The sequence below is a fragment of the Paenibacillus sp. FSL H8-0317 genome, assembly GCF_045040685.1.
In the GTDB taxonomy this organism is placed as follows: domain Bacteria; phylum Bacillota; class Bacilli; order Paenibacillales; family Paenibacillaceae; genus Paenibacillus.
Window position 1 is genome coordinate 1,932,164 of sequence record NZ_CP150294.1, and the last position, 22,738, is coordinate 1,954,901.

21 protein-coding genes are annotated in these 22,738 nt (G+C 45.6%); 19 read left to right on the plus strand and 2 right to left on the minus strand.

Features of this window, described 5'->3' with window-relative positions; translation table 11 throughout:
* The first annotated feature begins 2 nt into the window (after positions 1-2).
* The 8 genes from infC (at position 3) to MHB43_RS09010 (ending at position 7,270) form a co-directional block, all read left to right on the plus strand.
* On the plus strand, positions 3-497 hold the full coding sequence (infC, locus tag MHB43_RS08975) for a translation initiation factor IF-3 (protein WP_017689666.1): 495 nt from the start codon (positions 3-5) through the stop codon (positions 495-497).
* A gap of 24 nt (positions 498-521) precedes the next feature.
* The gene (gene rpmI / locus MHB43_RS08980; protein ID WP_017689665.1) at positions 522-725 is read left to right on the plus strand and encodes a 50S ribosomal protein L35; all 204 of its coding nucleotides are present in this window, start codon (positions 522-524) and stop codon (positions 723-725) included.
* Positions 726-813: 88 nt separating this feature from the next.
* Positions 814-1,173 carry a 50S ribosomal protein L20 gene (gene rplT, locus MHB43_RS08985; protein WP_017689664.1) on the plus strand — a complete coding sequence of 120 codons (360 nt, stop codon included), beginning with the start codon at positions 814-816 and terminating at the stop codon, positions 1,171-1,173.
* A gap of 579 nt (positions 1,174-1,752) precedes the next feature.
* Entirely contained in the window at positions 1,753-2,793 is a 1,041-nt protein-coding gene (locus tag MHB43_RS08990; protein WP_221822889.1) for a BMP family protein, read from the plus strand.
* 298 nt (positions 2,794-3,091) lie between these two features.
* Entirely contained in the window at positions 3,092-4,630 is a 1,539-nt protein-coding gene (locus tag MHB43_RS08995; RefSeq protein ID WP_036610171.1) for an ABC transporter ATP-binding protein, read from the plus strand.
* Positions 4,623-5,702, plus strand: a complete 1,080-nt coding sequence (locus MHB43_RS09000; RefSeq protein ID WP_036610168.1) for an ABC transporter permease — start codon at positions 4,623-4,625, stop codon at positions 5,700-5,702. The genes MHB43_RS08995 and MHB43_RS09000 overlap by 8 nt, the downstream gene beginning before the upstream one ends.
* Positions 5,703-6,665, plus strand: coding sequence for an ABC transporter permease (locus tag MHB43_RS09005; RefSeq protein WP_091014847.1), 963 nt, complete (start codon positions 5,703-5,705; stop codon positions 6,663-6,665).
* Positions 6,666-6,880: 215 nt separating this feature from the next.
* Positions 6,881-7,270: a hypothetical protein gene (locus MHB43_RS09010; protein WP_047842246.1), complete on the plus strand. Its 390-nt coding sequence runs from the start codon at positions 6,881-6,883 to the stop codon at positions 7,268-7,270.
* Positions 7,271-7,276: 6 nt separating this feature from the next.
* On the opposite strand, the gene MHB43_RS09015 is transcribed toward MHB43_RS09010, so the two are convergent.
* Positions 7,277-7,720: a GNAT family N-acetyltransferase gene (locus tag MHB43_RS09015; RefSeq protein WP_237176231.1), complete on the minus strand. Its 444-nt coding sequence runs from the start codon at positions 7,718-7,720 to the stop codon at positions 7,277-7,279.
* Between the two features lie 604 nt (positions 7,721-8,324).
* Here MHB43_RS09015 and ilvB point away from each other — a divergent pair.
* The 4 genes from ilvB to MHB43_RS09035 all read left to right on the plus strand — a co-directional run bounded on the left by ilvB (position 8,325) and on the right by MHB43_RS09035 (position 13,491).
* Complete coding sequence (ilvB, locus tag MHB43_RS09020) at positions 8,325-10,076, plus strand: biosynthetic-type acetolactate synthase large subunit (RefSeq protein WP_036610160.1); 1,752 nt, start codon at positions 8,325-8,327, stop codon at positions 10,074-10,076.
* A complete protein-coding gene (gene ilvN, locus MHB43_RS09025) occupies positions 10,073-10,555 on the plus strand; it encodes an acetolactate synthase small subunit (protein WP_024628317.1) in 483 nt (160 codons plus the stop codon). Before ilvB ends, ilvN begins: the two co-directional genes overlap by 4 nt.
* A 261-nt stretch (positions 10,556-10,816) precedes the next feature.
* Entirely contained in the window at positions 10,817-11,809 is a 993-nt protein-coding gene (gene ilvC, locus MHB43_RS09030) for a ketol-acid reductoisomerase (protein WP_036669754.1), read from the plus strand.
* A gap of 140 nt (positions 11,810-11,949) precedes the next feature.
* The gene (locus MHB43_RS09035; RefSeq protein ID WP_076209215.1) at positions 11,950-13,491 is read left to right on the plus strand and encodes a 2-isopropylmalate synthase; all 1,542 of its coding nucleotides are present in this window, start codon (positions 11,950-11,952) and stop codon (positions 13,489-13,491) included.
* 261 nt (positions 13,492-13,752) lie between these two features.
* On the opposite strand, the gene MHB43_RS09040 is transcribed toward MHB43_RS09035, so the two are convergent.
* Positions 13,753-14,733, minus strand: coding sequence for an aldo/keto reductase (locus MHB43_RS09040; RefSeq protein ID WP_221822893.1), 981 nt, complete (start codon positions 14,731-14,733; stop codon positions 13,753-13,755).
* Positions 14,734-14,966: 233 nt separating this feature from the next.
* On the opposite strand from MHB43_RS09040, the gene leuB reads away from it, so the two are divergent.
* From leuB to MHB43_RS09075, 7 genes are all read left to right on the plus strand, one after another.
* A complete protein-coding gene (leuB, locus tag MHB43_RS09045; protein ID WP_036610148.1) occupies positions 14,967-16,052 on the plus strand; it encodes a 3-isopropylmalate dehydrogenase in 1,086 nt (361 codons plus the stop codon).
* A gap of 278 nt (positions 16,053-16,330) precedes the next feature.
* On the plus strand, positions 16,331-16,870 hold the full coding sequence (locus MHB43_RS09050) for a peroxiredoxin (RefSeq protein ID WP_036610146.1): 540 nt from the start codon (positions 16,331-16,333) through the stop codon (positions 16,868-16,870).
* 356 nt (positions 16,871-17,226) lie between these two features.
* Entirely contained in the window at positions 17,227-17,643 is a 417-nt protein-coding gene (locus MHB43_RS09055; protein ID WP_017689649.1) for a hypothetical protein, read from the plus strand.
* Positions 17,644-18,090: 447 nt separating this feature from the next.
* Entirely contained in the window at positions 18,091-19,197 is a 1,107-nt protein-coding gene (locus MHB43_RS09060) for a PAS domain-containing sensor histidine kinase (protein ID WP_076209212.1), read from the plus strand.
* 121 nt (positions 19,198-19,318) lie between these two features.
* The gene (locus MHB43_RS09065; protein WP_405131787.1) at positions 19,319-20,284 is read left to right on the plus strand and encodes an AAA family ATPase; all 966 of its coding nucleotides are present in this window, start codon (positions 19,319-19,321) and stop codon (positions 20,282-20,284) included.
* Between the two features lie 4 nt (positions 20,285-20,288).
* Complete coding sequence (locus MHB43_RS09070; protein WP_237176229.1) at positions 20,289-21,404, plus strand: DUF58 domain-containing protein; 1,116 nt, start codon at positions 20,289-20,291, stop codon at positions 21,402-21,404.
* Entirely contained in the window at positions 21,401-22,714 is a 1,314-nt protein-coding gene (locus MHB43_RS09075) for a hypothetical protein (protein ID WP_405131788.1), read from the plus strand. The genes MHB43_RS09070 and MHB43_RS09075 overlap by 4 nt, the downstream gene beginning before the upstream one ends.
* Positions 22,715-22,738: the final 24 nt, after the last annotated feature.

Below are 22,738 nucleotides of genomic sequence, written 5' to 3' on the forward strand. Positions count from 1 at the left end.
ACATGATTAATGATGAGATTCGGGCGAAGGAAGTACGCCTTGTCGGAGCTGAAGGAGAACAAATTGGGATTACGCCCATTCGCGAAGCACTGCAAATGGCGATTGACCTGAATTTGGATCTGGTCAATGTGGCACCACAGGCTAAACCGCCGGTGTGTCGTATTATGGACTATGGCAAATTCCGCTATGAGCAACAAAAGAAAGATAAAGAAGCCCGTAAGAACCAGAAAATTGTTGATATTAAAGAAGTATGGTTCCGTTCCAATATTGAGGAGCACGATTATCAAACGAAGCTTCGTAATGTAGTTAAGTTTTTGAACGAAGGCGACAAAGTGAAATGTTCTGTTCGTTATCGCGGACGTGAAATTGCACATGCCGCGATTGGTCAACGGATTTTGGAGCGCGTTAAGGTAGAAGTTGCAGAACTTTGTACTGTTGAACGTCAACCGAAATTGGAAGGCCGCAGTATGATCATGATCTTGGCTCCTAAAGCCTGATAACATTGGAGGAGGAAACACAAAATGCCTAAAATGAAAACACACAGCAGTTTGAAAGGACGCTTCAAAATTACCGGTTCCGGTAAGGTCCTTCGTTACAAAGCTCACAAAAACCACTTGCTTTCCCACAAATCCAAACGTGCTAAGCGCGTTCTGAACGGTAACCCAGTTATGGCTGCCGGGGATGTTAGACGTTTGAAACAAGGCTTGGCTAACTTGAAAGGCTAATTCTAATTAGTAGATTCCGTATGGGGGATCGGCTACGGCCGTACACATACCACGGATACATTTATATTTATTTGGGAGGTTCTTTAATATGGCAAGAGTAAAAGGCGGTTTTGTAGTACGTCGTCGTCATAAAAAGGTTTTGAAACTGGCAAGAGGTTATTTCGGTTCCAAACACCGTATTTTTAAAACAGCTAACGAGCAAGTAATGAAATCCCTGGTATACGCATACCGTGACCGTCGCAACACGAAACGTAACTTCCGCAGACTGTGGATCGTTCGTATCAATGCTGCAGCACGTATGAATGGTTTGTCTTACAACAAACTGATCCATGGTTTGAAACTTGCTGGAGTAGACATGAACCGCAAAATGTTGGCTGATCTGGCCGTTAACGACATCAATGCGTTCAACTCTTTGGCTACTGTAGCTAAAGGCAAAATCAACGCTTAAATTGTATGATACAAGCCGCCGTACCTATATGGCGGCTTTTTTTACGGCTTGGAAGAAATTCGGAGATGAATCTCTGAATGAGTAGAGCGAATAGGCTGTAGTCTGGAAGGGAACAATGAAACCAGATAACTGATGAATAATGGTCCATGAGAATACATAAAATACGAACGGTGAAATAATACAAATAAAAACAGGTAAATTCCACTCATCACTAAAGTTCGCGATATGTTTTTGTTATATAACATCACATCGTTGTAACGTTAGTGTGTTAAAACGCTAAATTATTAAGCGTTTTCAATAAAAAAAGAACAAAAATATGTGATATTTGGTGATGAAACATCTGGATTTTAACACTGGTTGATTGTATAATCACCTCTAGTAGGCTAGTCCTAGATTTTTCTCTCCATGTCATAATGTTCGGTTTTTCGACAGATGATAGGATGCTTCAAGGGTGAGAATGCGCTTTTAATGTCGAAGAAACCATACATTCTGCATAAAAGTCATTCCTGCTATCTGTTAACCGTTCAATTGTAGGCTGGATTGGAATGAAGGATATATCATTAAGGGGGAAAAAGAGAAATGAAAAAGATGCTCAGCTTGTCTTTGGTAATGTTGCTGGCGGTATCGGTTATGCTCGCAGGTTGCGGTAGCAAACCGAAAGAAGAAACAAATGCCGGAGGAGATACAGGTGGCACATCCACTGAAGCGAAATCCGACCTCAAAATCGGTATGGTTACTGACGTAGGTGGAGTTAATGACAAATCCTTTAACCAATCCGCTTGGGAAGCTCTGCAAGCGACTGAAACAGAAACAGGTACTGCTGTTAAATATCTGCAAAGTAAATCCGATGAAGAGTACATTCCTAACCTGAACGAATTCGTTAAAGGCGGATATGACCTGACTTGGGGTATCGGGTTCCAATTGGCTGATGCAATCAAAACTGTAGCTGAGCAAAACCCTGATGCTAAACTCGCGATCATCGACAGTGTTGTTGATTCTCCTAACGTTAAATCCGTAACATTTGCTGAAGAAGAAGGATCTTATCTGGTTGGTGTTGTGGCTGGTCTGACAACAAAATCCAACAAAATTGGTTTTGTAGGCGGTATGGAAAGCCCACTGATCAAAAAGTTTGAAGTAGGATTCAGAGAAGGCGTTAAAGCAGTTAACCCTGATGCTCAATTCATTTCTAACTACACAGGTGCATTTGATAAACCTGACTTGGGTAAAGCAGCAGCAGCAACACTTTACAATGAAGGCGTAGATATTATCTTCCACGCTTCTGGCGCAACAGGTAACGGTGTGTTTAACGAAGCAAGTGCTCGTAAGAAACAAGGTCAAGATGTATGGGTTATCGGTGTTGACAAAGACCAATCTCTTGAGTTTGGCGATGAGATCACTTTGACTTCCATGATCAAAAAAGTTGACGAAGCAGTTAAGCGCGTTAACAAAGAAGTAGTTGATGGTACATTCGCTGGTGGTTCCGAGAACCTGACTTTGAAAGAAAACGGCGTAGGTATTGCTGATACCTCTACTGCCAATGTATCTGCTGATACACTTGCAAAAGTGGAAGAGTACAAAGAAAAAATCATCAGCGGCGAAATCAAAGTTCCTACGGAGTAATTTTGATCTTAGTCGCAAATGAATAATCATTGGGGCCGGTCTTGACCGGCCTTATGATTGCAAGAACAGGAACATTTGATCAAGTCATCATAACAATTGTACAAGGTCACTGTGCACCAACGCTCCGGTAGGAGCTTTTCTTAAGATAATGGAATTGATATGTTCTTAATCAGCTGAACCATTCGATTATCGCAAGAAAAACTTCAGCTAAGCGCGGTCTGTCTTCTTTGAAAGTACGTCGATAGACGTTTTTTTTACGTTTGCGGAACCACACTATATCAGTTATAAGGGTGATTACATGGGTGCAGCAACCCCCGTCGTTGAGTTAAAACAAATTACGAAGCGTTTCCCAGGCATTGTTGCCAACGACGCCATCAGCCTTCAGCTTCGTAAAGGCGAGATCCATGCGCTACTGGGCGAAAACGGCGCTGGTAAGTCAACGTTGATGAATATTGTATTTGGTCTATATCAGCCAGATGAAGGTTCCATTGAAGTGAATGGCAAGCCTGTCATCATCGACAGCCCTAACCGAGCGATCGATCTTGGCATAGGCATGGTGCATCAGCACTTTAAACTTGTACAGCCGTTCACGGTAACAGAGAACATTATTTTGGGATCTGAACCAACGAAGGGTCTCAATATTAACTATAAAAAAGCAGCGGCTGAAGTTCAGCGTCTTTCCGAACAGTATGGACTTAAGGTGAATCCTCATGCCAAAATTCATGATATTTCTGTCGGAATGCAACAACGTGTAGAGATTGTTAAAACGTTGTATCGCGGTGCAGACATTCTGATTTTTGACGAGCCTACAGCCGTATTGACTCCTCAAGAGATCAAAGAACTGATGATCATCATGAAGAAGCTTGTAGCTGAAGGAAAGTCCATTATTTTGATCACGCACAAACTGAAAGAAATCATGGAAATCTCCGATACGGTAACGATTATCCGTCGGGGTAAAGTGATTGATTCGGTCAAAACTTCGGAAACGAATCCAAATGAACTGGCAGAGAAAATGGTGGGGCGGAATGTCACATTCAAAGTGGACAAAAAACCGGCTACACCTGGAGCCAATGTGCTCGAAGTCAGTAAATTAACGGCCAAGAATAAAGAAGGTATTTCGGTTCTGAACCAACTTAACCTGAACGTACGTGCAGGAGAGATTGTCGGAATCGCAGGCGTGGATGGCAACGGTCAAAGTGAGCTGATTGAAGCCCTTACCGGACTTCGTAAAGTAGAGAGCGGTTCGATTCTTTTGGAGGGCAAGGAGCTGTCCAATCATTCTCCACGCCATATCTCGGAGTCGGGTGTAGCCCACATTCCGGAAGATCGCCATAAACACGGACTTGTACTTGATTTTTCAGTGAGTGAAAATATCGTTCTGGAATCGTATTATAAAGCACCATATACCCGTAAAGGGTTCCTTAACTTTGATGCCATCAAACAGCAGGCAAAACGACTTGTTGAGGCATTTGACGTGCGTACACCAAGCATCGAGACCAAGGCTCGGTCCTTGTCCGGAGGAAACCAGCAAAAGGCCATTATCGCCCGTGAGGTTGATAAAAACCCTGAACTGCTTATCGCTGCGCAACCAACGCGTGGATTGGATGTAGGGGCTATTGAATTCGTGCAAAAGCAATTGATTGCACAGCGCGATCAAGGGAAGGCTGTTCTGCTGATTTCATTTGAGCTTGATGAGATTATCAATGTATCTGACCGAATTGCTGTTATTTATGAAGGACAGATCGTTGGCGAGGTGCTGCCGGAAGAAACCAATGATAGGGAGCTCGGCTTGATGATGGCGGGCAGCACCCAAAAGAGAGGTACTGCGCATGAATAACGTATTGAAATGGTTTACCCGAGATTCATTTATTTTGCCTGTAGTAGCTATTATTATGGGTCTTATTCTCGGTGGAGTTGTCATGCTGATTGGTGGCTACAATCCAATTGAAGCCTATGGTGCATTGTTCACCAAGGTATTTGGCGACATGTACAACTTTGGTGAAGCAGTACGGGAAATGACACCACTAATTATGACTGGACTTGCATTTGCATTTGCATCACGTGCAGGGTTGTTTAACATCGGGGGAGAAGGTCAATTTCTCGTCGGTATGACCGCTGCAACATTTGTTGGTGTTAAATTTGCAGGTTTGCCGATCTACCTTCATGCGCCACTGGCTTTGATTGCCGGTGCATTGTTTGGTGGTCTGTGGGCCGCTATTGCTGGTTATCTAAAAGCGGCACGTGGGGTCAATGAAGTTATCAGTAGTATCATGTTGAACTGGATTGGTCTGTATCTGGCCAACCTTATCGTTCGCCAATTCTTGCTGTTGAAGGGCGAGAATCGTTCCGTGGATATCAGCGAATCGGCTTCGATTAGTTTGACATGGCTCTCTGAACTGATGGGCAATTCCCGTGTACACATGGGGACGTTGATTGCCCTTGTGATGGCTGTGCTCTTTTATATCTATATGTGGAAAACAAAACAAGGTTATGAAATCCGCGCGGTAGGTTACAACCCTAATGCGGCTGAATATGCAGGTATGCATGTTAACCGGAATATCGTAAAAGCGATGTTTATCAGTGGTATGCTTGCTGGTCTTGGTGGTGCCTTCCAGGTTCTTGGTGTGTTCCAATACCAAACCGTAATGTCGGGTTCACCGGGAACAGGCTTTGACGGAATTGCGGTTGCCCTGATTGGTTTGAATCATCCGTTTGGGGTGTTATTGGGGGCAGTGTTGTTTGGTACCCTCACGTACGGATCTGCAGGTATGAGTTTTGCTGCAGATGTTCCGCCTGAGATTATTCGGATTGTGATCGGTTCGATTATCTTCTTCATTGCGGCACAAGGCATCGTGCGCTGGATACTCAAACCGTTCTATTCGAAGCGTAAGAAAGAGAAGGTGTTGTAGATGGACTTGTTGACAATTGGGCAAATTATCAATACGACGCTTGTCTTTGCTACGGCATTGATTTTTGCATCACTCGGCGGAATTTTTTCGGAAAAATCAGGTGTAACCAACCTTGGACTTGAAGGTTTTATGGTTTTTGGTGCTTTTGCAGCTGGAATCGGGGCACATTATGCTCAAGAAGCGGGCATGGGTGGAACGACATCGGCATGGATGGGGGTTTTGCTCGCGATTGTATTGGGCGTACTGGTATCGCTGATACATGCCGTTGCGTCTATTACATTTAAGGCAGACCAGATTATCAGTGGTATCGTCATTAACTTTTTGGCAGCAGGAAGTACGTTGTATTTGGTTAAACTGTTGTTTGAAGGTTCTGGCGATTCACCGTTGGTTCAAGGCTTCAGCAAGTTTGATGTGCCATTGTTGAAAGACATTCCTTTGCTGGGAGAAGCCTTCTTCAAGAACGTATATCCAACGACATATCTGGCCATTCTATTCGTATTCCTGACGTATTACATCATGTTCAAAACACCATTTGGTCTGCGCCTTCGTTCTGTAGGTGAACATCCAAGTGCGGCGGATACGGTTGGTGTTAAAGTGCTTCGTTATCGCTATATTGGCGTTATGATCAGTGGTGCACTAGCCGCTATTGGTGGAGCTGCGATTACGTTGACGACTACGGGTACATTCTCACACAATACGGTTTCCGGCCAAGGTTATATTGCCATTGCAGCTATGATCTTTGGTAAGTGGAATCCGATTGGTGCCTTTGGTGCGGCTGTCTTCTTTGGATTCTCACAAGCGATACGAAACTATGTACAGTTGTTTGAATGGTCACAAAGTATTCCCCAGGAAATTATTTTCATGTTGCCTTACCTGCTTACCATCATCGTTCTCGTTGCAGCGGTTGGACGTTCTTCGGCTCCGTCTGCACTCGGTGAAGCGTATGACCCGGGTAAAAGGTAAACTTGCAATATGTCAATTCACTATCCAAAAGCTTGATAAAAGGGTCCGCCTTGTGCGGGCCTTTTTTTGTTTTCTTGATCGTTGCCCAGCCACTTTTTCATGTTTACATTGGTTCTCGTGCAAGTACCCATATTTTCAGGTAGGGACAAAGAAACAGGCGAATTCAGTGATGGACGAATACACTGTTTTGAACGATCCGAGGAGGAGGGGAAAGTATGAAACAACAAGTTACGCGTGATGAAGCGATGAAATTAATAGGCAAAAATATTGTTGCAATCAAAAAAGACGGCACTCGGGTTACGGGAAAGCTGTTGAAAGTATCGGGCAACAAACTGGTACTGAAGCGTCTGAATGGCAAAAAAGTACGTACAAAAGCGATACTGCCACTGGTATTGTTTGATCTGCTTGCTATTGCCACACTGCCTTATGCTTATGGAGGTGGTCCCGGCTTCGGTCCCGGATATGGACCTGGACCAAAACCAGGCCCTGGATATGGTCCAGGCTACGGACCGGGATATGGACCTGGAGGACCTGGTGGCGGATATGGACCTGGTCCTGGATTCGGCCCTTATGGTCCAGGTCCACGTCCACCAGGATTTTTCTAGGACATTCTATAATGTTTTTTCCAATTCGTAGCAGCGGCTTATCATGATGTATCGAATTGCGCTGTATCCATTTTTTTGATAAAACTGAAGCCCTTTGGTATTGCCCTCATCCACCATAACTTTAGACCTTCGACAACCCCGGGATGCCGCAAAGCTCTCTGCTTTGAGCAATAAAGTTTGCCCGTATCGTTTGCGTTGTTCTTTCGGACTAACGGCCATCATATCGACATAGAGCAATTCCCCATGCATGAGAAAATGGATGAATGCCACAGCAGCTTTGTCTGGCTCCGGCGAGACAACAAAGGTCATGCCCCTGTTCATTCGCAGGGGTATTTCTTTGCGGATTTTATTAATTTCCTTTTCGCTCATATGGGATAAAGGAACAAGTTGAGTGTCAATCAGCTTCATGATGGCGCCATCATCCAGCTTGGATGTGCGTTGCCGAATCACCATGCGGAGCCTCCTTTCAGGACCAGTCGTGCTGCTCGTATATCCTATGCCCGAAGCAAGATAAAAGGTGACTGAATGAAGCGCTGGGATTAGGGCAACCTTATAGGCTGAAGAGGGGGGAAGGAAGGTTCTCTGAATTTTTATGCAAAACAGGTATTGACTTATCGGTTGGAGGAATCATATAATGTTCCTAACATTTAACGAGAATATTTCATCGGCTATGAAGAGGACGAAGTTTTAAGGGCTCTTTTGCTCAGAGAGTGGCTGGAATTGCTGAAACCACCACCATTATCCCTTATATACGAGCTCACCTCGGAGCTGTTTTCCTGAAAAGCACTGGATGTCACTCCTTTCGCGTATTAGGGAAAATCGTATGTCTGCGTTACAGACAACAGGTATGGGAAACGACTATGTTCGTTTGAGCTATTCGTTTTGTTGTACCTGGTAAGGTCCGTTATTGCGAAATTTCGGACAAAGTTGGGTGGTACCACGGAAGCGATAACCTTTCGTCCCTCGCAAGCATGAACTTGTTTGCAGGGGATGGAAGGTTTTTTTTGTAACTTTAAATGTCAGAATGGTGTAAATTCCGAGAGGAGGATGACTAATGGGAGCTCAAATTCCAGAAGTACGATCGACAGATGAATTACGTGAAAAATGGATGAAGCCGGAGGTCATTAGCGGTTCCGAGATTCTGCTGAGAAGCTTGTTGCTTGAAGGTGTGGATTGCGTATTTGGTTACCCGGGTGGCGCAGTGTTGTACATTTACGATGCAATGTATGGTTTCGAGGATTTCAAACACGTCTTAACCCGTCACGAACAAGGTGCAATTCATGCAGCTGACGGATATGCACGTGCAAGCGGCAAAGTTGGTGTTTGTATCGCTACCTCCGGGCCGGGAGCAACCAATCTGGTTACTGGAATAGCCACGGCATATATGGATTCTGTGCCGCTGGTTGTCATTACGGGAAATGTTAATTCCAGCCTGATCGGCTCGGATGCTTTCCAGGAAGCGGATATTACCGGGATTACAATGCCGATCACCAAACACAGCTATCTGGTAAAAGATGTTAAGGATTTGTCGAGTATCATTCATGAGGCATTCCATATTGCCAACACCGGCCGTAAAGGTCCTGTACTGATCGACATTCCAAAAGATGTCTCAGCCAACAAAACCTTATTTGAACCGAGTACTGAACCTGTTACATTAAGAGGGTACAATCCACGGACAGTACCAAACAAACTGCAGGTTGACCGTTTGGCTCAGGCCATTCAGGAAGCAGAACGTCCAATGATTCTGGCCGGTGGCGGTGTGGTATACTCGGGAGGACATGAAGAACTGTTCGAGTTTGTTGAGAAGACAGGCATTCCGATTACGACAACCCTTCTGGGGCTTGGTGCATTCCCAAGTGGGCATGAACTATGGACAGGGATGCCAGGAATGCACGGAACATACACATCCAACCTGGCCATCCAACAGTCGGATCTGCTGATTAATATCGGCGCACGATTCGATGATCGGGTAACAGGTAAGCTGGACGGATTCGCTCCACATGCCAAAATCGTCCATATCGATATTGATCCGGCTGAGATTGGTAAAAACATTGCAACCGATATTCCAATCGTTGGTGATGTGAAGACCGTACTTGAAATAGCCAACAAAGAAGTTGGACGTGCAGAGCGTGCAGATGCATGGAGAGACCAGATCAAACAGTGGAAACAAGAGAAGCCTTACAGCTATACGGATTCAGACGAAGTGCTGAAACCGCAGTGGGTTGTTGAAATGCTGAATGATACAACCAAAGGTGAAGCAATTGTAACTACGGATGTGGGACAACATCAGATGTGGGCAGCACAGTATTACAAGTTTAATCAACCACGTTCATGGGTAACTTCGGGTGGTCTCGGAACGATGGGCTTTGGATTCCCTTCTGCAATTGGTGCTCAGATGGCCAATCCGGACAGACTTGTTATCTCCATTAACGGTGACGGCGGAATGCAGATGTGTTCCCAAGAACTCGCAATCTGTGCCATTAACAATATACCGGTAAAAATTGTGATCATTAACAATCAGGTACTTGGAATGGTTCGCCAATGGCAGGAACTCATCTATGAGAACCGTTACAGCCACATTGATCTTGCAGGAAGTCCGGACTTTGTAAAACTGGCTGAAGCATATGGCGTGAAAGGATTACGTGCAACGAATAAAGAAGAAGCAGCGCGTGCTTGGCAGGAAGCTTTGGATACACCAGGACCAGTCGTTGTAGAATTCGTAGTACGCAAGGATGAAAATGTGTATCCAATGGTTCCGCAGGGAGCAACAATTGATCAAATGCTGATGGGGGATGCTGACGAATGATTAGACATACGATTTCAATATTGGTAAACGATCAGCCAGGCGTCCTTCAGCGGGTATCAGGGTTGTTCGGTCGACGCGGATTTAACATTGAGAGTATTACAGTAGGTCAATCGGAAGAACCTGGACTCTCCCGGATGGTTATTGTTACCATTGGTGACGATAAAACATTAGAGCAGATTGAGAAACAATTGTACAAAATCATCGATGTTATTAAAGTGGTTGATTTCAGCCTGAAACCGATGGTAGCCCGTGAACTCGCCCTGATCAAAGTGAAAGCAGAGCCTTCCGAGCGACCTGAAATTCTGGGTGTGGTAGAAACATTCCGCGCATCCGTTGTAGATGTGGGTCCAGGCAGCCTGATTGTGCAAGTAGTTGGAGATACGGACAAAATTGATGCTATGATTGAATTGCTCAAGCCATATGGCATTCGCGAATTGTCCCGTACAGGCATCACTGCATTGGTACGCGGCAACGTATAAAGCTATAATAAATGAAAAGGGACGACGGTTAGCTAACATATACAGTTGATCTTATGTGAGTGTCAGTCCCCTAACAGTTGTAATTTAACATTTTAGTGATGTAACGCTTGAAAATATAGCTACATTCCCGCATTAATGGGCGGGTGTCTGAACGGATCGGATCAGACCAGAGATGCTTTTGACACTCCAAGCGAGGCGGTCCCTTGAGACACCCGCTCATTAATGAAGGGTTCTTTACAATACAAAGGAGGACTTATAAACATGCCAGTAACTACTTATTATGAACAGGATGCAGAGCTTAACGTATTGAAAGGAAAAACGATCGCGGTAATCGGTTATGGTAGCCAGGGCCATGCCCAAGCTCAAAACCTTCGTGATAGTGGATTGAACGTAGTCATCGGACTTCGTGAAGGTAAATCCTTCGACACTGCAAAAAATGACGGATTTGAAGTTCTGTCCCCGGCTGAAGCAACAAGCCGCGCAGATGTAGTTCAAATCTTGCTGCCAGACGAAACTCAAGCTTCTGTATACAAAAACGAAATCGAACCAAACCTGAAAGAAGGCGCTGCATTGCTCTTCTCACACGGTTTCAACGTTCATTTCGGTCAAATCGTTGCTCCAAAAAACAGCGATGTATTGCTGGTAGCTCCTAAGTCCCCTGGTCACATGGTACGTCGTACTTATGTGGAAGGTTTTGGTGTACCAGGCCTGATCGCGATTGAGCAAGATGCAACGGGTAAAGCAAAAGAAATCGGTTTGGCTTATGCTAAAGGTATCGGTTGTACACGCGCAGGGGTTATCGAAACTTCCTTCCGTGAAGAAACAGAAACAGATCTGTTCGGTGAGCAAGCTGTTCTGTGTGGTGGCGTGAGTGCATTGGTAAAAGCTGGATTCGAAACATTGACAGAAGCGGGTTACGCTCCTGAAATGGCGTACTTCGAATGTCTGCACGAACTGAAGCTGATCGTTGACATGATGTATGAAGGCGGACTTTCAAGCATGCGTGATTCCATCAGTAACACAGCTGAGTACGGTGACTATGTAACTGGACCTCGCGTTGTAACTGAAGATACGAAGAAAGCAATGAAAGAAGTACTGACGGATATCCAACAAGGTAAATTCGCACGCGACTTCATTCTGGAAAACCAATCCGGACGTGCATTCCTGACAGCAACTCGTCGTAACGAAGCTGAACACCCAATCGAAGTGGTTGGCGGACAATTGCGTGAGATGATGCACTGGATCAAGAAGTAAGCATTAACTTCTAGAACATGCACTTAAAGGTATTCAAGTAAACTTAGAGCTTTAACTGGGAATAGCGGCCGTGCTTATGCGTGAGCCGCTATTGCTGGTTTCAGAGAAACATATAATAACAAGTACAGGAGGTGCGAAGCGTGCGTAAAATCTATGTATTTGACACAACGCTGCGTGATGGAGAGCAATCCCCGGGAGTCAATCTGAACACTCGTGAAAAGGTGGAAATTGCCCATCAGCTCGAGCGGCTTGGCATTGACCGGATGGAAGCGGGTTTCCCGGCGGCATCTCCAGGTGACCTGGCAGCTGTCAATGCAGTAGCAAATGCAGTCAAAAATGTGACTGTAATTGGCTTGTCCCGTTCCAGAGAGCAAGACATTGATGCGGTTAAGGAAGCACTTAAAGGTGCACAGGACCCGTGCATTCACGTTTTCCTGGCGACTTCACCCATTCACCGCCAACATAAATTGCGTATGGACAAAGCGCAGGTACTGGATACAGCTCGTTCCGCGATTCGTTATGCCAAGAAAACATTCTCGAAGATTGAATTCTCACTTGAGGATGCAGGTCGTACCGAGTATGATTTCCTCGTGGAAATGGTAAATATGGCTGTTGAAGAAGGTGCAGCCGTTGTGAATATTCCGGATACGGTTGGTTACCTGAGCCCATATGAATACGGCAACATTTTCAAACACCTCAAGGAGAATGTACACGGTATTGAAAAGGTACAGCTGAGTGCCCACTGTCATAATGATTTGGGTATGGCGACGGCCAATACACTTGCAGCCATTCTCAATGGAGCCGATCAGATCGAAGGTACGATCAATGGCATTGGTGAACGTGCCGGAAACACGGCGATCGAGGAAATTGCTATGGCACTGGAGACACGTCAGGAATTTTTCCAGGCGAAAACTTCGCTGCAGCTGTCTGAAATTGCACGGACCAGTCGTTTGGTTAGCCGTTTGACAGGTATGGTTGTGCCTGGAAATAAAGCCATTGTTGGGGCAAATGCCTTCGCACATGAATCCGGCATTCACCAGGATGGCATGTTGAAGGAAAAAACAACGTATGAGATTATGACTCCAGAGTCCATCGGTCTGAAGGAAAGCAAACTTGTACTGGGTAAACATTCTGGTCGTCATGCTTTCCGTGAACGGTTGATTGATCTGGGGTATGAGCTGGAAGAAGAAGCATTGAATCGTGCTTTCGCCCAGTTCAAAGATCTGGCTGATAAGAAAAAAGAAGTTACTGACGAAGATCTGCTTGCCGTAATTGAAGAGAAATTGCAGGATGCACCTGAGGTGTATAAACTGGAATCCATCTTCGTAACGTACGGAGATGAATCGATACCAACAGCCAAAGTCCGCATTGCGACGCTTGACGGGGATACAATTGAGAAGCAAGCAGAGGGTAACGGATCGGTAGATGCAATCTACAATGCGATTGACCAAGTAAGCGGGGAAGACGTAACGTTGTCTGACTACTCCATCAAATCGGTAACACATGGTAAGGATGCATTGGGTGAAGTACATGTTGTGCTGACTCAGAATCAGGTTTCGGTACAAGGACGTGGCGTAAGCACAGATATATTGGGTGCAAGTGCACGTGCCTATGTAGACGGCCTGAATCAATTGATTGAGAAGCGCAAGACTTATACGAACCGTGTAAACGTTAACCTGTAGGCTCCGATGCAAGAAGCACGCAGCCTTCATTGAACTTAACTATAAGCCGAGACACATGTATGCTGCTAGAATGATTAATCTTTAATTTAATTAATTTAGTAGATCGTTCGGCTTACTTTGTTACGTTCAATGAGGTACGTAAAAAGTCTGACTCTCCTGTGGAGGGTCAGACTCTTTTGCTTGTATTTATATGATTATGGCAGTAAAACACAGAAATCTTTTCAACGCTTACCTATTGCATTGGCTTACACTATTAAGCTATTACCACGCGTATGCATTAGGTGCATGTCCACCTGGACCCGGGAAAATCTCATCCAGACGTTTGAGCACAGCTTCATCCAAAGTCACGTCCAGACATTTGAGTGCGGTCTCAAACTGCTCCAGTGTACGCGGTCCGATAATCGGGGCGGTCACTGCCGGATTGGCTGCAACCCATGCCAAAGCCACTGTATCCTGTGGTTCACCGAGATCACGACAGAGTGCGGCAAAGTCTTCAAGCTGAGTTTGCTGCTGCTCGATCCGTCCAGCGATGCCCCCGCTGCGTGTTCCTTCCAGCTTCTGCAGAGCGTTACGTCCCAGTAATCCACCATCCAGTGGACTCCATGGAATGACGCCGAGGCCCAGCTCTTTGGCAGCGGGCAGTACTTCCAACTCAGGCAAACGACAGTTGAGACTATATTTATGTTGCTCGGAAACCAGGCCGAGGAAATGACGATTCTTGGCTTCGCTTTGAGCGATTGCAATCTGCCATGCAGCAAAGTTACTCGATCCTACATAACCGATCTTACCCTGATGAACGGCATTCTCAAATGCACCCCACAGTTCATTCCATGATACGGCTGGGTCTACATGATGCATCTGGTATAGCTCGATATGATCCGTCTGTAAACGGCGGAGGGAACCCTCCAGATGCCGTCTGATTTTGTAGGCGGAGAGGCCAGCTTCGTTGTTGGGGCCGTCTGTATCATCATGCATGGAGCCATAGACTTTGGTGGCCAGAACCACTTTCTCACGTCTGCCACCACCCTGGTTGAACCAGCGTCCGATAATTTCTTCGGTAAGACCGGAATTCTCACCCCAGCCGTAGATGTTAGCGGTATCAAAAAAGTTCACGCCTGCATCGAGTGCTGCGTCCATAATGCGGAAAGCTTCTTTTTCATCTGTAGCAGGCCCAAAATTCATGGTACCGAGACAGATTCGGCTGACCTTGAGGCCTGATTTACCCAAATACGAATATTGCATGTTGCTTATCCCTCCTGCGTACCTGATTTGAATTCAGCTATATTTTACCCCACCGGGAGGTCAGGAACAACTTGTGCAGGCTAATCTCTATTAGCTTATAGGTAAAATCTATTAAAGTCATAGATTGTATATCTTGGTCAAATGACCTTGGAATATGATACAAAAGAGAGAGTTAATATGAGACGTTACTTTATGAATAAATAATGAATGAAATATAAGGAGTGGACAACCCAATGGCAGACGTAAAAAAAATTGCAGTTATTGCAGGTGACGGAATTGGCCCTGAAGTCGTAGCTGAGGCTGAGAAAGTTCTTAAACGTACGGAGGAAGTATTCGGTTATCGTTTTGAGACAGAACATGCGCTGTTTGGCGGAATCGCGATTGATGAGAAGGGTACACCTCTTCCTGAAGAAACACTGAGCGTATGTAAAAGTGCAGATGCAGTCCTGCTTGGAGCGGTTGGTGGCCCAAAATGGGATAACAACAGCAAAGAGCTTCGCCCGGAAACAGGCCTGCTGGGTATTCGCAAAGCACTTGGATTGTTCTCCAACCTGCGTCCGGCTGTCGTATTTGATTGTTTGAAGGATGCTTCAACGCTGAAGCCTGAAGTACTGGAAGGTACAGATCTGATGGTGGTACGTGAGTTGACAGGTGGGATCTACTTCGGAGAGAAGTTCAGACGTGAAAGTGCACAGGGCGAAGAGGCTGTGGATACATGTGCATATAATGTAACAGAAGTGGAGCGGATCGTTCGTCAGGCGTTCGAAATTGCGCAAGGACGTCGCAAAAAGCTGGCTTCTGTAGACAAAGCCAACGTATTGGAAACTTCCCGTCTATGGCGTGAAGTCGTGAACCGGGTAGCACCGGATTATCCGGATGTTGAACTGGAGCATGTACTGGTAGACAACTGCGCGATGCAATTGCTGCGTCGTCCGTCCAGCTTCGATGTCATCGTAACGGAAAACATGTTTGGAGATATCTTGAGTGATGAAGCAGCGATGTTGACAGGTTCCATCGGTATGCTCGCATCTGCATCACTGGGAGAGGGCAGCTTCGGACTCTATGAGCCGGTACACGGTTCTGCACCGGATATCGCAGGTCAAGGCCTCGCTAATCCGATTGCAACCATTCTCTCTTTGGCATTGATGTTCCGTACAACCTTTGGTTATACGGAAGGTGCGGATGCCATTGAAGCGGCTGTATCGGATGTATTGAACGCAGGACACCGCACAAGTGATATTGCTGTAGACAAGAGCACAGCGATCAGCACGACCGAAATGGGCGATTTGATCGTGGCGGCTATTCAGAAACAAGCGTAATTATAGGATCAAAAACATGGCAGCCCTTTGTTTCCAATTATGGAATGTACAGAGGGCTGTTGCTTTATGATTTTTGCCACGAAAAATCCTTATTTATAATGATTATAAAAAAATAATGTTTATAATCTTGACTTTGGGAAGTCCGGATGATAACATTTTACTTGTACTTGTTATCAAGTATCAAATCATTTTAATTACAGGAAAAGCGTACGCGTTTTTCTTGATGATGAGCAATCCGCAAGGATGCTTACATAATCCCAAAGGAGGAATTTTTAGTTATGGCAGAACGTTTGGTAGGTAGACCAGCACCGGATTTCGCAATGGAAACAGTATCGGGAGACGGACAAGACTTTGGTTCCGTTAAACTGTCCGATTATCGTGGCAAATGGCTTGTATTCTTCTTTTATCCTTTGGACTTCACATTTGTGTGCCCAACTGAAATTACAGCTTTGAGCGTTGCTTCCGAGCAATTCAAAGCTTTGGATACAGAAATCCTTGGCGTGAGTGTAGACTCCGTACACAGCCACAAAGCATGGATCAATACACCTGTAGACAGCAATGGTCTGGGTCAATTGAACTTCCCGCTGGCTTCTGACATCACGAAGCAAGTGGCTAAAGATTACGGCGTTCTGATCGAAGAAGAAGGCGTAGCATTGCGCGGTCTGTTCATCATCGATCCAGAAGGCGAATTGAAATATCAAGTGGTTAACCACAACGATGTAGGCCGTAGTGTTGAAGAAACACTTCGCGTACTGCAAGCACTGCAATCCGGCGGATTGTGTGCAATGAACTGGAAACCAGGCGACACTAACCTGTAAGCAAGATTAACTTGAACGGTTTTTGTTCAAGCCCTCATCCCGTTAGGGATTGAGGGCTTTTTGCACCCTTTTGACGGAAGTTATCACGAAGTTAATCAAAAGTGTTTGAACAAGCAGCTAAGCGTGTTAATAATATATTAGAAGAAAGTCTTCTTTTTATCTGTTGAAAGAGGAATTGATGGCCTTTAAGGCGAATAGGGTATGGAAACCCGGTAAATATTCCGGTGCTCTGCATTTATAATCTGTACATGAATGTGATACACTGATGGAACTATTCCTTTTCGGAAGTGCTGGAAGTGTACGGGATTGAATGTTTATCAAAAAAGTCCCGGCACGAATAAGGAGGGTGAACAAAAATGAGTTACTGTTGTGGGGCAAGTATGGTTGGAACGAAGGGCACGCTGAAGCATTACCGCACCCAGGTTCATAATGTTCCCCTGCTGTTTTGCCCGGTGTGTCACCGGGTTGAGGTGCATTATAAAGTGGAAAATGAATATGAAATTCTCGCTGAATATGCGCATGGAGACGGTGCATCCGAGATCGATTTTCAGGATTATGTAACAGAAGATGAAGATGCGATTTTCGAAAACTGTGTAAACCGTGAGAGTGAGGATGCCATGGTCATTGTGCAGCGCCAGATTGATATGGCTCTGGATTTGCTCAGGCTCGCGAAGGAAACCAAAGACGAGAAGTGGGAAAGCGAACTTAAACGTCGATTAGCTGTGATGAGTCAGCGCAGACTGAAAATTCAGCATAATAAGACCGGACTATAGATGAACTTGGATATATCACAAATTAAAGATATTAAAAACGAAGCTGATTTGCCTATTGGGTGAAACGGCTTCGTTTTTGTGCTGTATTCTGGAACTAGTTCGAGGTTTTTTTTAAAATAATTTCCATTCGACACTTTCTCCGATTGACTCTCTTCTATAAACTTGTCTATGATAAAAACAGACTTGCAAAAGAGGCGGAGCAAAAAATGTTCGTGTTTGGGAATAGGAGAAGGTCAGAATGGGACAAACGTATATGATTTTCCGGATCAACTGTTGGTTACCGGGAATAGACCAGCATGAGTTCCGGCCATGCCATCCATATTTTCGGCTCAGCCCCCCAACGAAAGGGCACCGGTAATGAAAAATAAAATCGGCCCTTCCTGTTTCTGTGATGATATGATGTCCGAATGGCAAGTTTATCATTTACGTGAAAAGGAGGAACCTGACATGATTAGTGAATTTCAGGATACAGTGCCTCAACCAACGGATGGATTCCCGCCTGTGCATCTGGATAACAACAAGTACGAGAATGTACTGGAACATCTGGATAGCGGTATTATGTTGTTTGACAGTCACGGTGTATTGACGTTTATTAACGTTCAGATGGCAAAGTTGTTGGAACTTCCAAGAAGTCTGTTGAGCGGCTGCACCCTGATGCAAATGCTGCATCATCCACAGATGAGCCGATTCAAGAAAAAGAAAATTTTACGAATCTATCGGGAAACTATTTTCCACCGTAAGCGCTATCATGAATTGATTGATGAATACGGAAGGCATTGGCTGGTTACTGTGACGTACGGTGATCAGATGGATGGCGACTTCTTGTTCAGCGTCAAAGATGTATCTGATTATAAACAAATTGAACAGACCGCTTATCAAAATGACAAACTTGCGATGCTGGGGCGAATTTCAGCATCTATTGCTCATGAAATTCGTAATCCGTTGACTGCAATCCGTGGGTTCATCCAACTGCTCAGGCCCCATTTGCTGCAGCTCGGCAAAGACGAGTACGCTCGCATCATACTGACGGAGATTGATCGGGCGAATGACATCATCTACGAATTTTTGAATTCTTCCAAACCGTCAGCTCCACAGAAGACCGTAATGTCCGTCGACTCTTTGCTCAAAGAGGTGGTCTTGCTGACCGAAAGCGAAGGTTTGATGAAGGGATGCGAGATCGTACTGGATGAAGGGGATGCCCCGCTGAATGTATCCATTGATGTCAAACAGATTAAGCAGGTTATTTTGAATATGGTGAAAAACGCAATGGATGCCATTGAGGAAGTCGGCGAAGAACACACGGGTCTAATTCGAATATCTACCGCCACTGAAAACAAGTTCGTGCAGATCTCCATCGCGGATAACGGTCATGGGATGGACCATAACACGCTTGTACGTCTGTTTGATCCATTCTTCACGACCAAGGAGAGCGGAACGGGGCTTGGACTTTCGGTGAGTTACCGAATCATCAAGAATCATGGAGGCACCATCTCTGTGGATAGCAAAAAGGGCGAAGGCACGCGGTTTATGATTATGTTACCCTTGGTATATTGAGAAAAGCGGGGAGTCTAGGAGTTGGCCATTTGCCAACTCCTTTGTTTTATGTTGCCAATAAGGGTTATAGTTAGTAATGAATGCGAATACATAAGCTCCATAACGGAAGGATGAGATGCAGATGGAAATCCAAGGAATGGAACGAATGAATCAACAACTGATGGATCATGTGGGAAAAGTGATTGTGGGAAAACAGCATACCATAGGGCTGGTGATGACAGCGATCATAGCGTCAGGACATGTGCTGCTGGAGGATGTACCGGGTACTGGGAAAACGATGCTAGCCAAATCGGTAGCCTTTTCATTGGACTGCACATTCCAACGGATACAGTTTACACCGGACTTGCTGCCCTCTGACTTAACAGGGATTCATTTTTTTAATCAAAAAGAAGGTGATTTTGAATTCCGACCCGGCCCCTTATTTGCCAATCTTGTACTAGCCGATGAGATTAACCGTGCTACACCGCGTACACAATCAAGCTTGCTGGAGTGTATGGAAGAGCGCCAGATCAGTATCGATGGTTCAACGAGACAGCTGGAACGGCCATTCATCGTTATCGCCACCCAGAATCCTGTAGATAACCAGGGAACTTTTCCGCTACCTGAAGCGCAGATGGATCGTTTTATGATGAAAATTCGTATGGGTTATCCAAGCAGTGAAGAGAGTGTAGAAATTTTGAGACGTACGGTAGCCAGTCGTTCTGTTGATGATCTCTCGGCAGTGATCAGTCGTGAAGAACTTTTGAAGGCACAGGATACGTATAAAACAGTGCAAATTAACGAAGATTTGCTACGATATATCATTCAGTTAACCGAAGCGACAAGACAGCATCCCGAGCTCTCGCTTGGCGTAAGTCCACGAGGGGCTCAGGCATTACTCAAGGCAAGTCAGGCATGGGCTGCACTGCATGGCAGAGACTTTGTTTTACCTGATGATATTAAAGTTCTGGCGGAACCTGTGCTGGCCCACCGACTTGTATTCCGTAACCGGATCAGACAACAAGAGGGCTTGGCTGAGCGTATCATCCAGGAACTTCTGAATCAGACAGAAGTGCCTACGGAGAATCTCGCTACAAGCGGGCGTTAATCTTATGGCATTATTATGGCTTGTCCTTGTTGGAGGCATTGTCGTTGTTATACATGGTGTGTGGTTTGGACGACCTGCACTGCGAAAACTCAGGTACAGCAGACAATTCAGCAAGCTACGTTGTTACGCTGGAGATGAACTTGAGATGGTGGAGACGATATCAAATGAGAAACGAGTCTCCGTACCGTGGCTCAGACTTGAATCGATGATGCCAGTGTCGTTTGTATTTCGTTCCGGCTCAGGTATGGATATTAGTCAAGGCGAGATCTATCAGAACCATAAGAGTATTTTTACGTTAAAACCGTTTACTCGTATTACGCGCAAGCATCCTTTTACATGTACTCAGCGTGGGATTTATCCATTAAATACAGCAACGATGACAGGTGGGGATCTCTTTGGCGTGTGGCGTTCCACCAAACCGATTCCTCTGCAAATGTCTATGATCGTGTATCCTTCATTAATGAATGCAGAGGATCTTCCTGCAATTTATCAGGTATGGCAGGGAGAAGTGGAAGTATCACGATGGATCGTTGAAGATCCTTTCTTGATCCTGGGTGTTCGGCCTTATGGTGCAGGCGACCCCATGAATCGTATTCACTGGAAAGCGAGTGCACGTACAGGTGAATTACAAGTCTACAAGCAGGGATGGACGGCTGATCCGCAATCCTGGATTGTAGTCAACATTCAGGAATCTGCAGATATGTGGAGTGTTGTCACTCGACCGGAAAAGATTGAACGGGCACTCCGTTACGCTGCCACGGCTGCAGTGGATGCCATCGGTAGAGGACTACCGGCAGGCTTCGCTCATAATGGTTATCATGTGGGTGGAGGGCGCGATACACTTCGGATTGAGCCAGATTATGGCACGCCTCATCTGGAACGGTTACTGGAAGCTATGGCTGAGACAGAGTTGAAATGTATGGTGCCCATGGAGCAATTCCTAAATGATGAAGTACGTCTGAATGAAGAAGCACAGCAAATCCGCAGCTATCTGCTGATTACATCCTATGTATCTGCCGCTATGGAGCACGAGATTGCACGTCTGCACGAACAAGGACATCGTGTGACGATTCTCCCGGTGGAGGACATGAAGGGTAATACGAAGGCGGTGAGTGCATGAGGAACAGACCGGTAGCGACGACCAAAGGACTCATAGCGATGCTTGCCGTCTTGATGGTGGGCATATACCTTTTTCCGATATTTACGCTTGCTTCATTCTACGCAATGGAACATTTGCCGTTCACATTATTCATCCTGGTTGTTCTTGTAGGTTGGTTGGGACAGTTCATTCAGCATAAAATTCCAGGTTTTAGCGAGAAGAATACATTCATTCGTGGAGTAACGGCACTCGTCATAGGATTTCTCTTCGCACTCGTTGTTGGGATGAGCCTCATTCTCCCGTTGCCGGATATCATCACATTGGTACTGTGTGGAGTCATCTCGGCTTATGCAGGGCTGACCTTCCAGCCAGTCTTTCATTCTGTGTTGTTATGGCGCTTGCAGATTATAGGTGTAATCAGTGCGATCGTGCTTATGATTGCTTCGAACTCGTTGGAATTCATGCAGCCGATACGAACCTATACCCTATGGATCTATATTGCGGGAGTGATCAGTTTTGCCTTTTGGCTGGTTGGACGATATATGCTGCAACTGGATCAGGCAATACTCAATGATGGCAAGAGAAGATTGGTATTAAGAGATTTTGCACGTGCGAATCATCAGCGGTTCATGTGGATGTTTATTGTTATCGTCGCGATTGGTGCTTTCCCAAGTCTGGCTGCCTGGCTGGGACCGCTACGTGATCGCTTGCTCGCATGGATCAGGGGATGGTTTGGTCCGATTTCCGGCGAGGAGCCACGATTACCAATGGACAACCCCAATCAGCCGCTAAATATACCGAATGACTGGAGAGAGCCGCCATCCGAGCCCTCAGTCTTCTGGAACATCCTCGGATGGGTAGTGATGTGTGCTGTAGCAGGAGCAATTCTGTGGCTGCTTCTGAGGTTGGGACAAAAAACGATAAACAGACTTATGGATCGATTCAAGGGGATGTTACAACCAGGTGAAAAGAAGGCAGAACCACGGACGGAGTATATCGATGTCAGTGAGACGCTTGATGCGCCAGCAAAAGTCCGAAAGAATTGGTTTCGTAAGAAAGAGGCGCCCCCTGCACAGGATGCTGAACGTGTTCGGTATTACTATCGGACTTGGATTGAAAGAGCTGCTCATCGAGGCGTGGTAATACAAGGGACGCACACTCCGCTGGAGGCTGCACAGACCATTATTCAGAATGGTGTGAAGGTAGAAGAAGATGAGCTGTCTTCGAGACTGCCAGATACGTATAATGCCGTCCGTTATGGAGAGAAAGCTCCCGATCGTTCCGATATGGTTGAGATTGACCGAATCTGGAGATCTTATCGAAGTAAATAAGTCCGGAATCCCTTTACTTTTCTT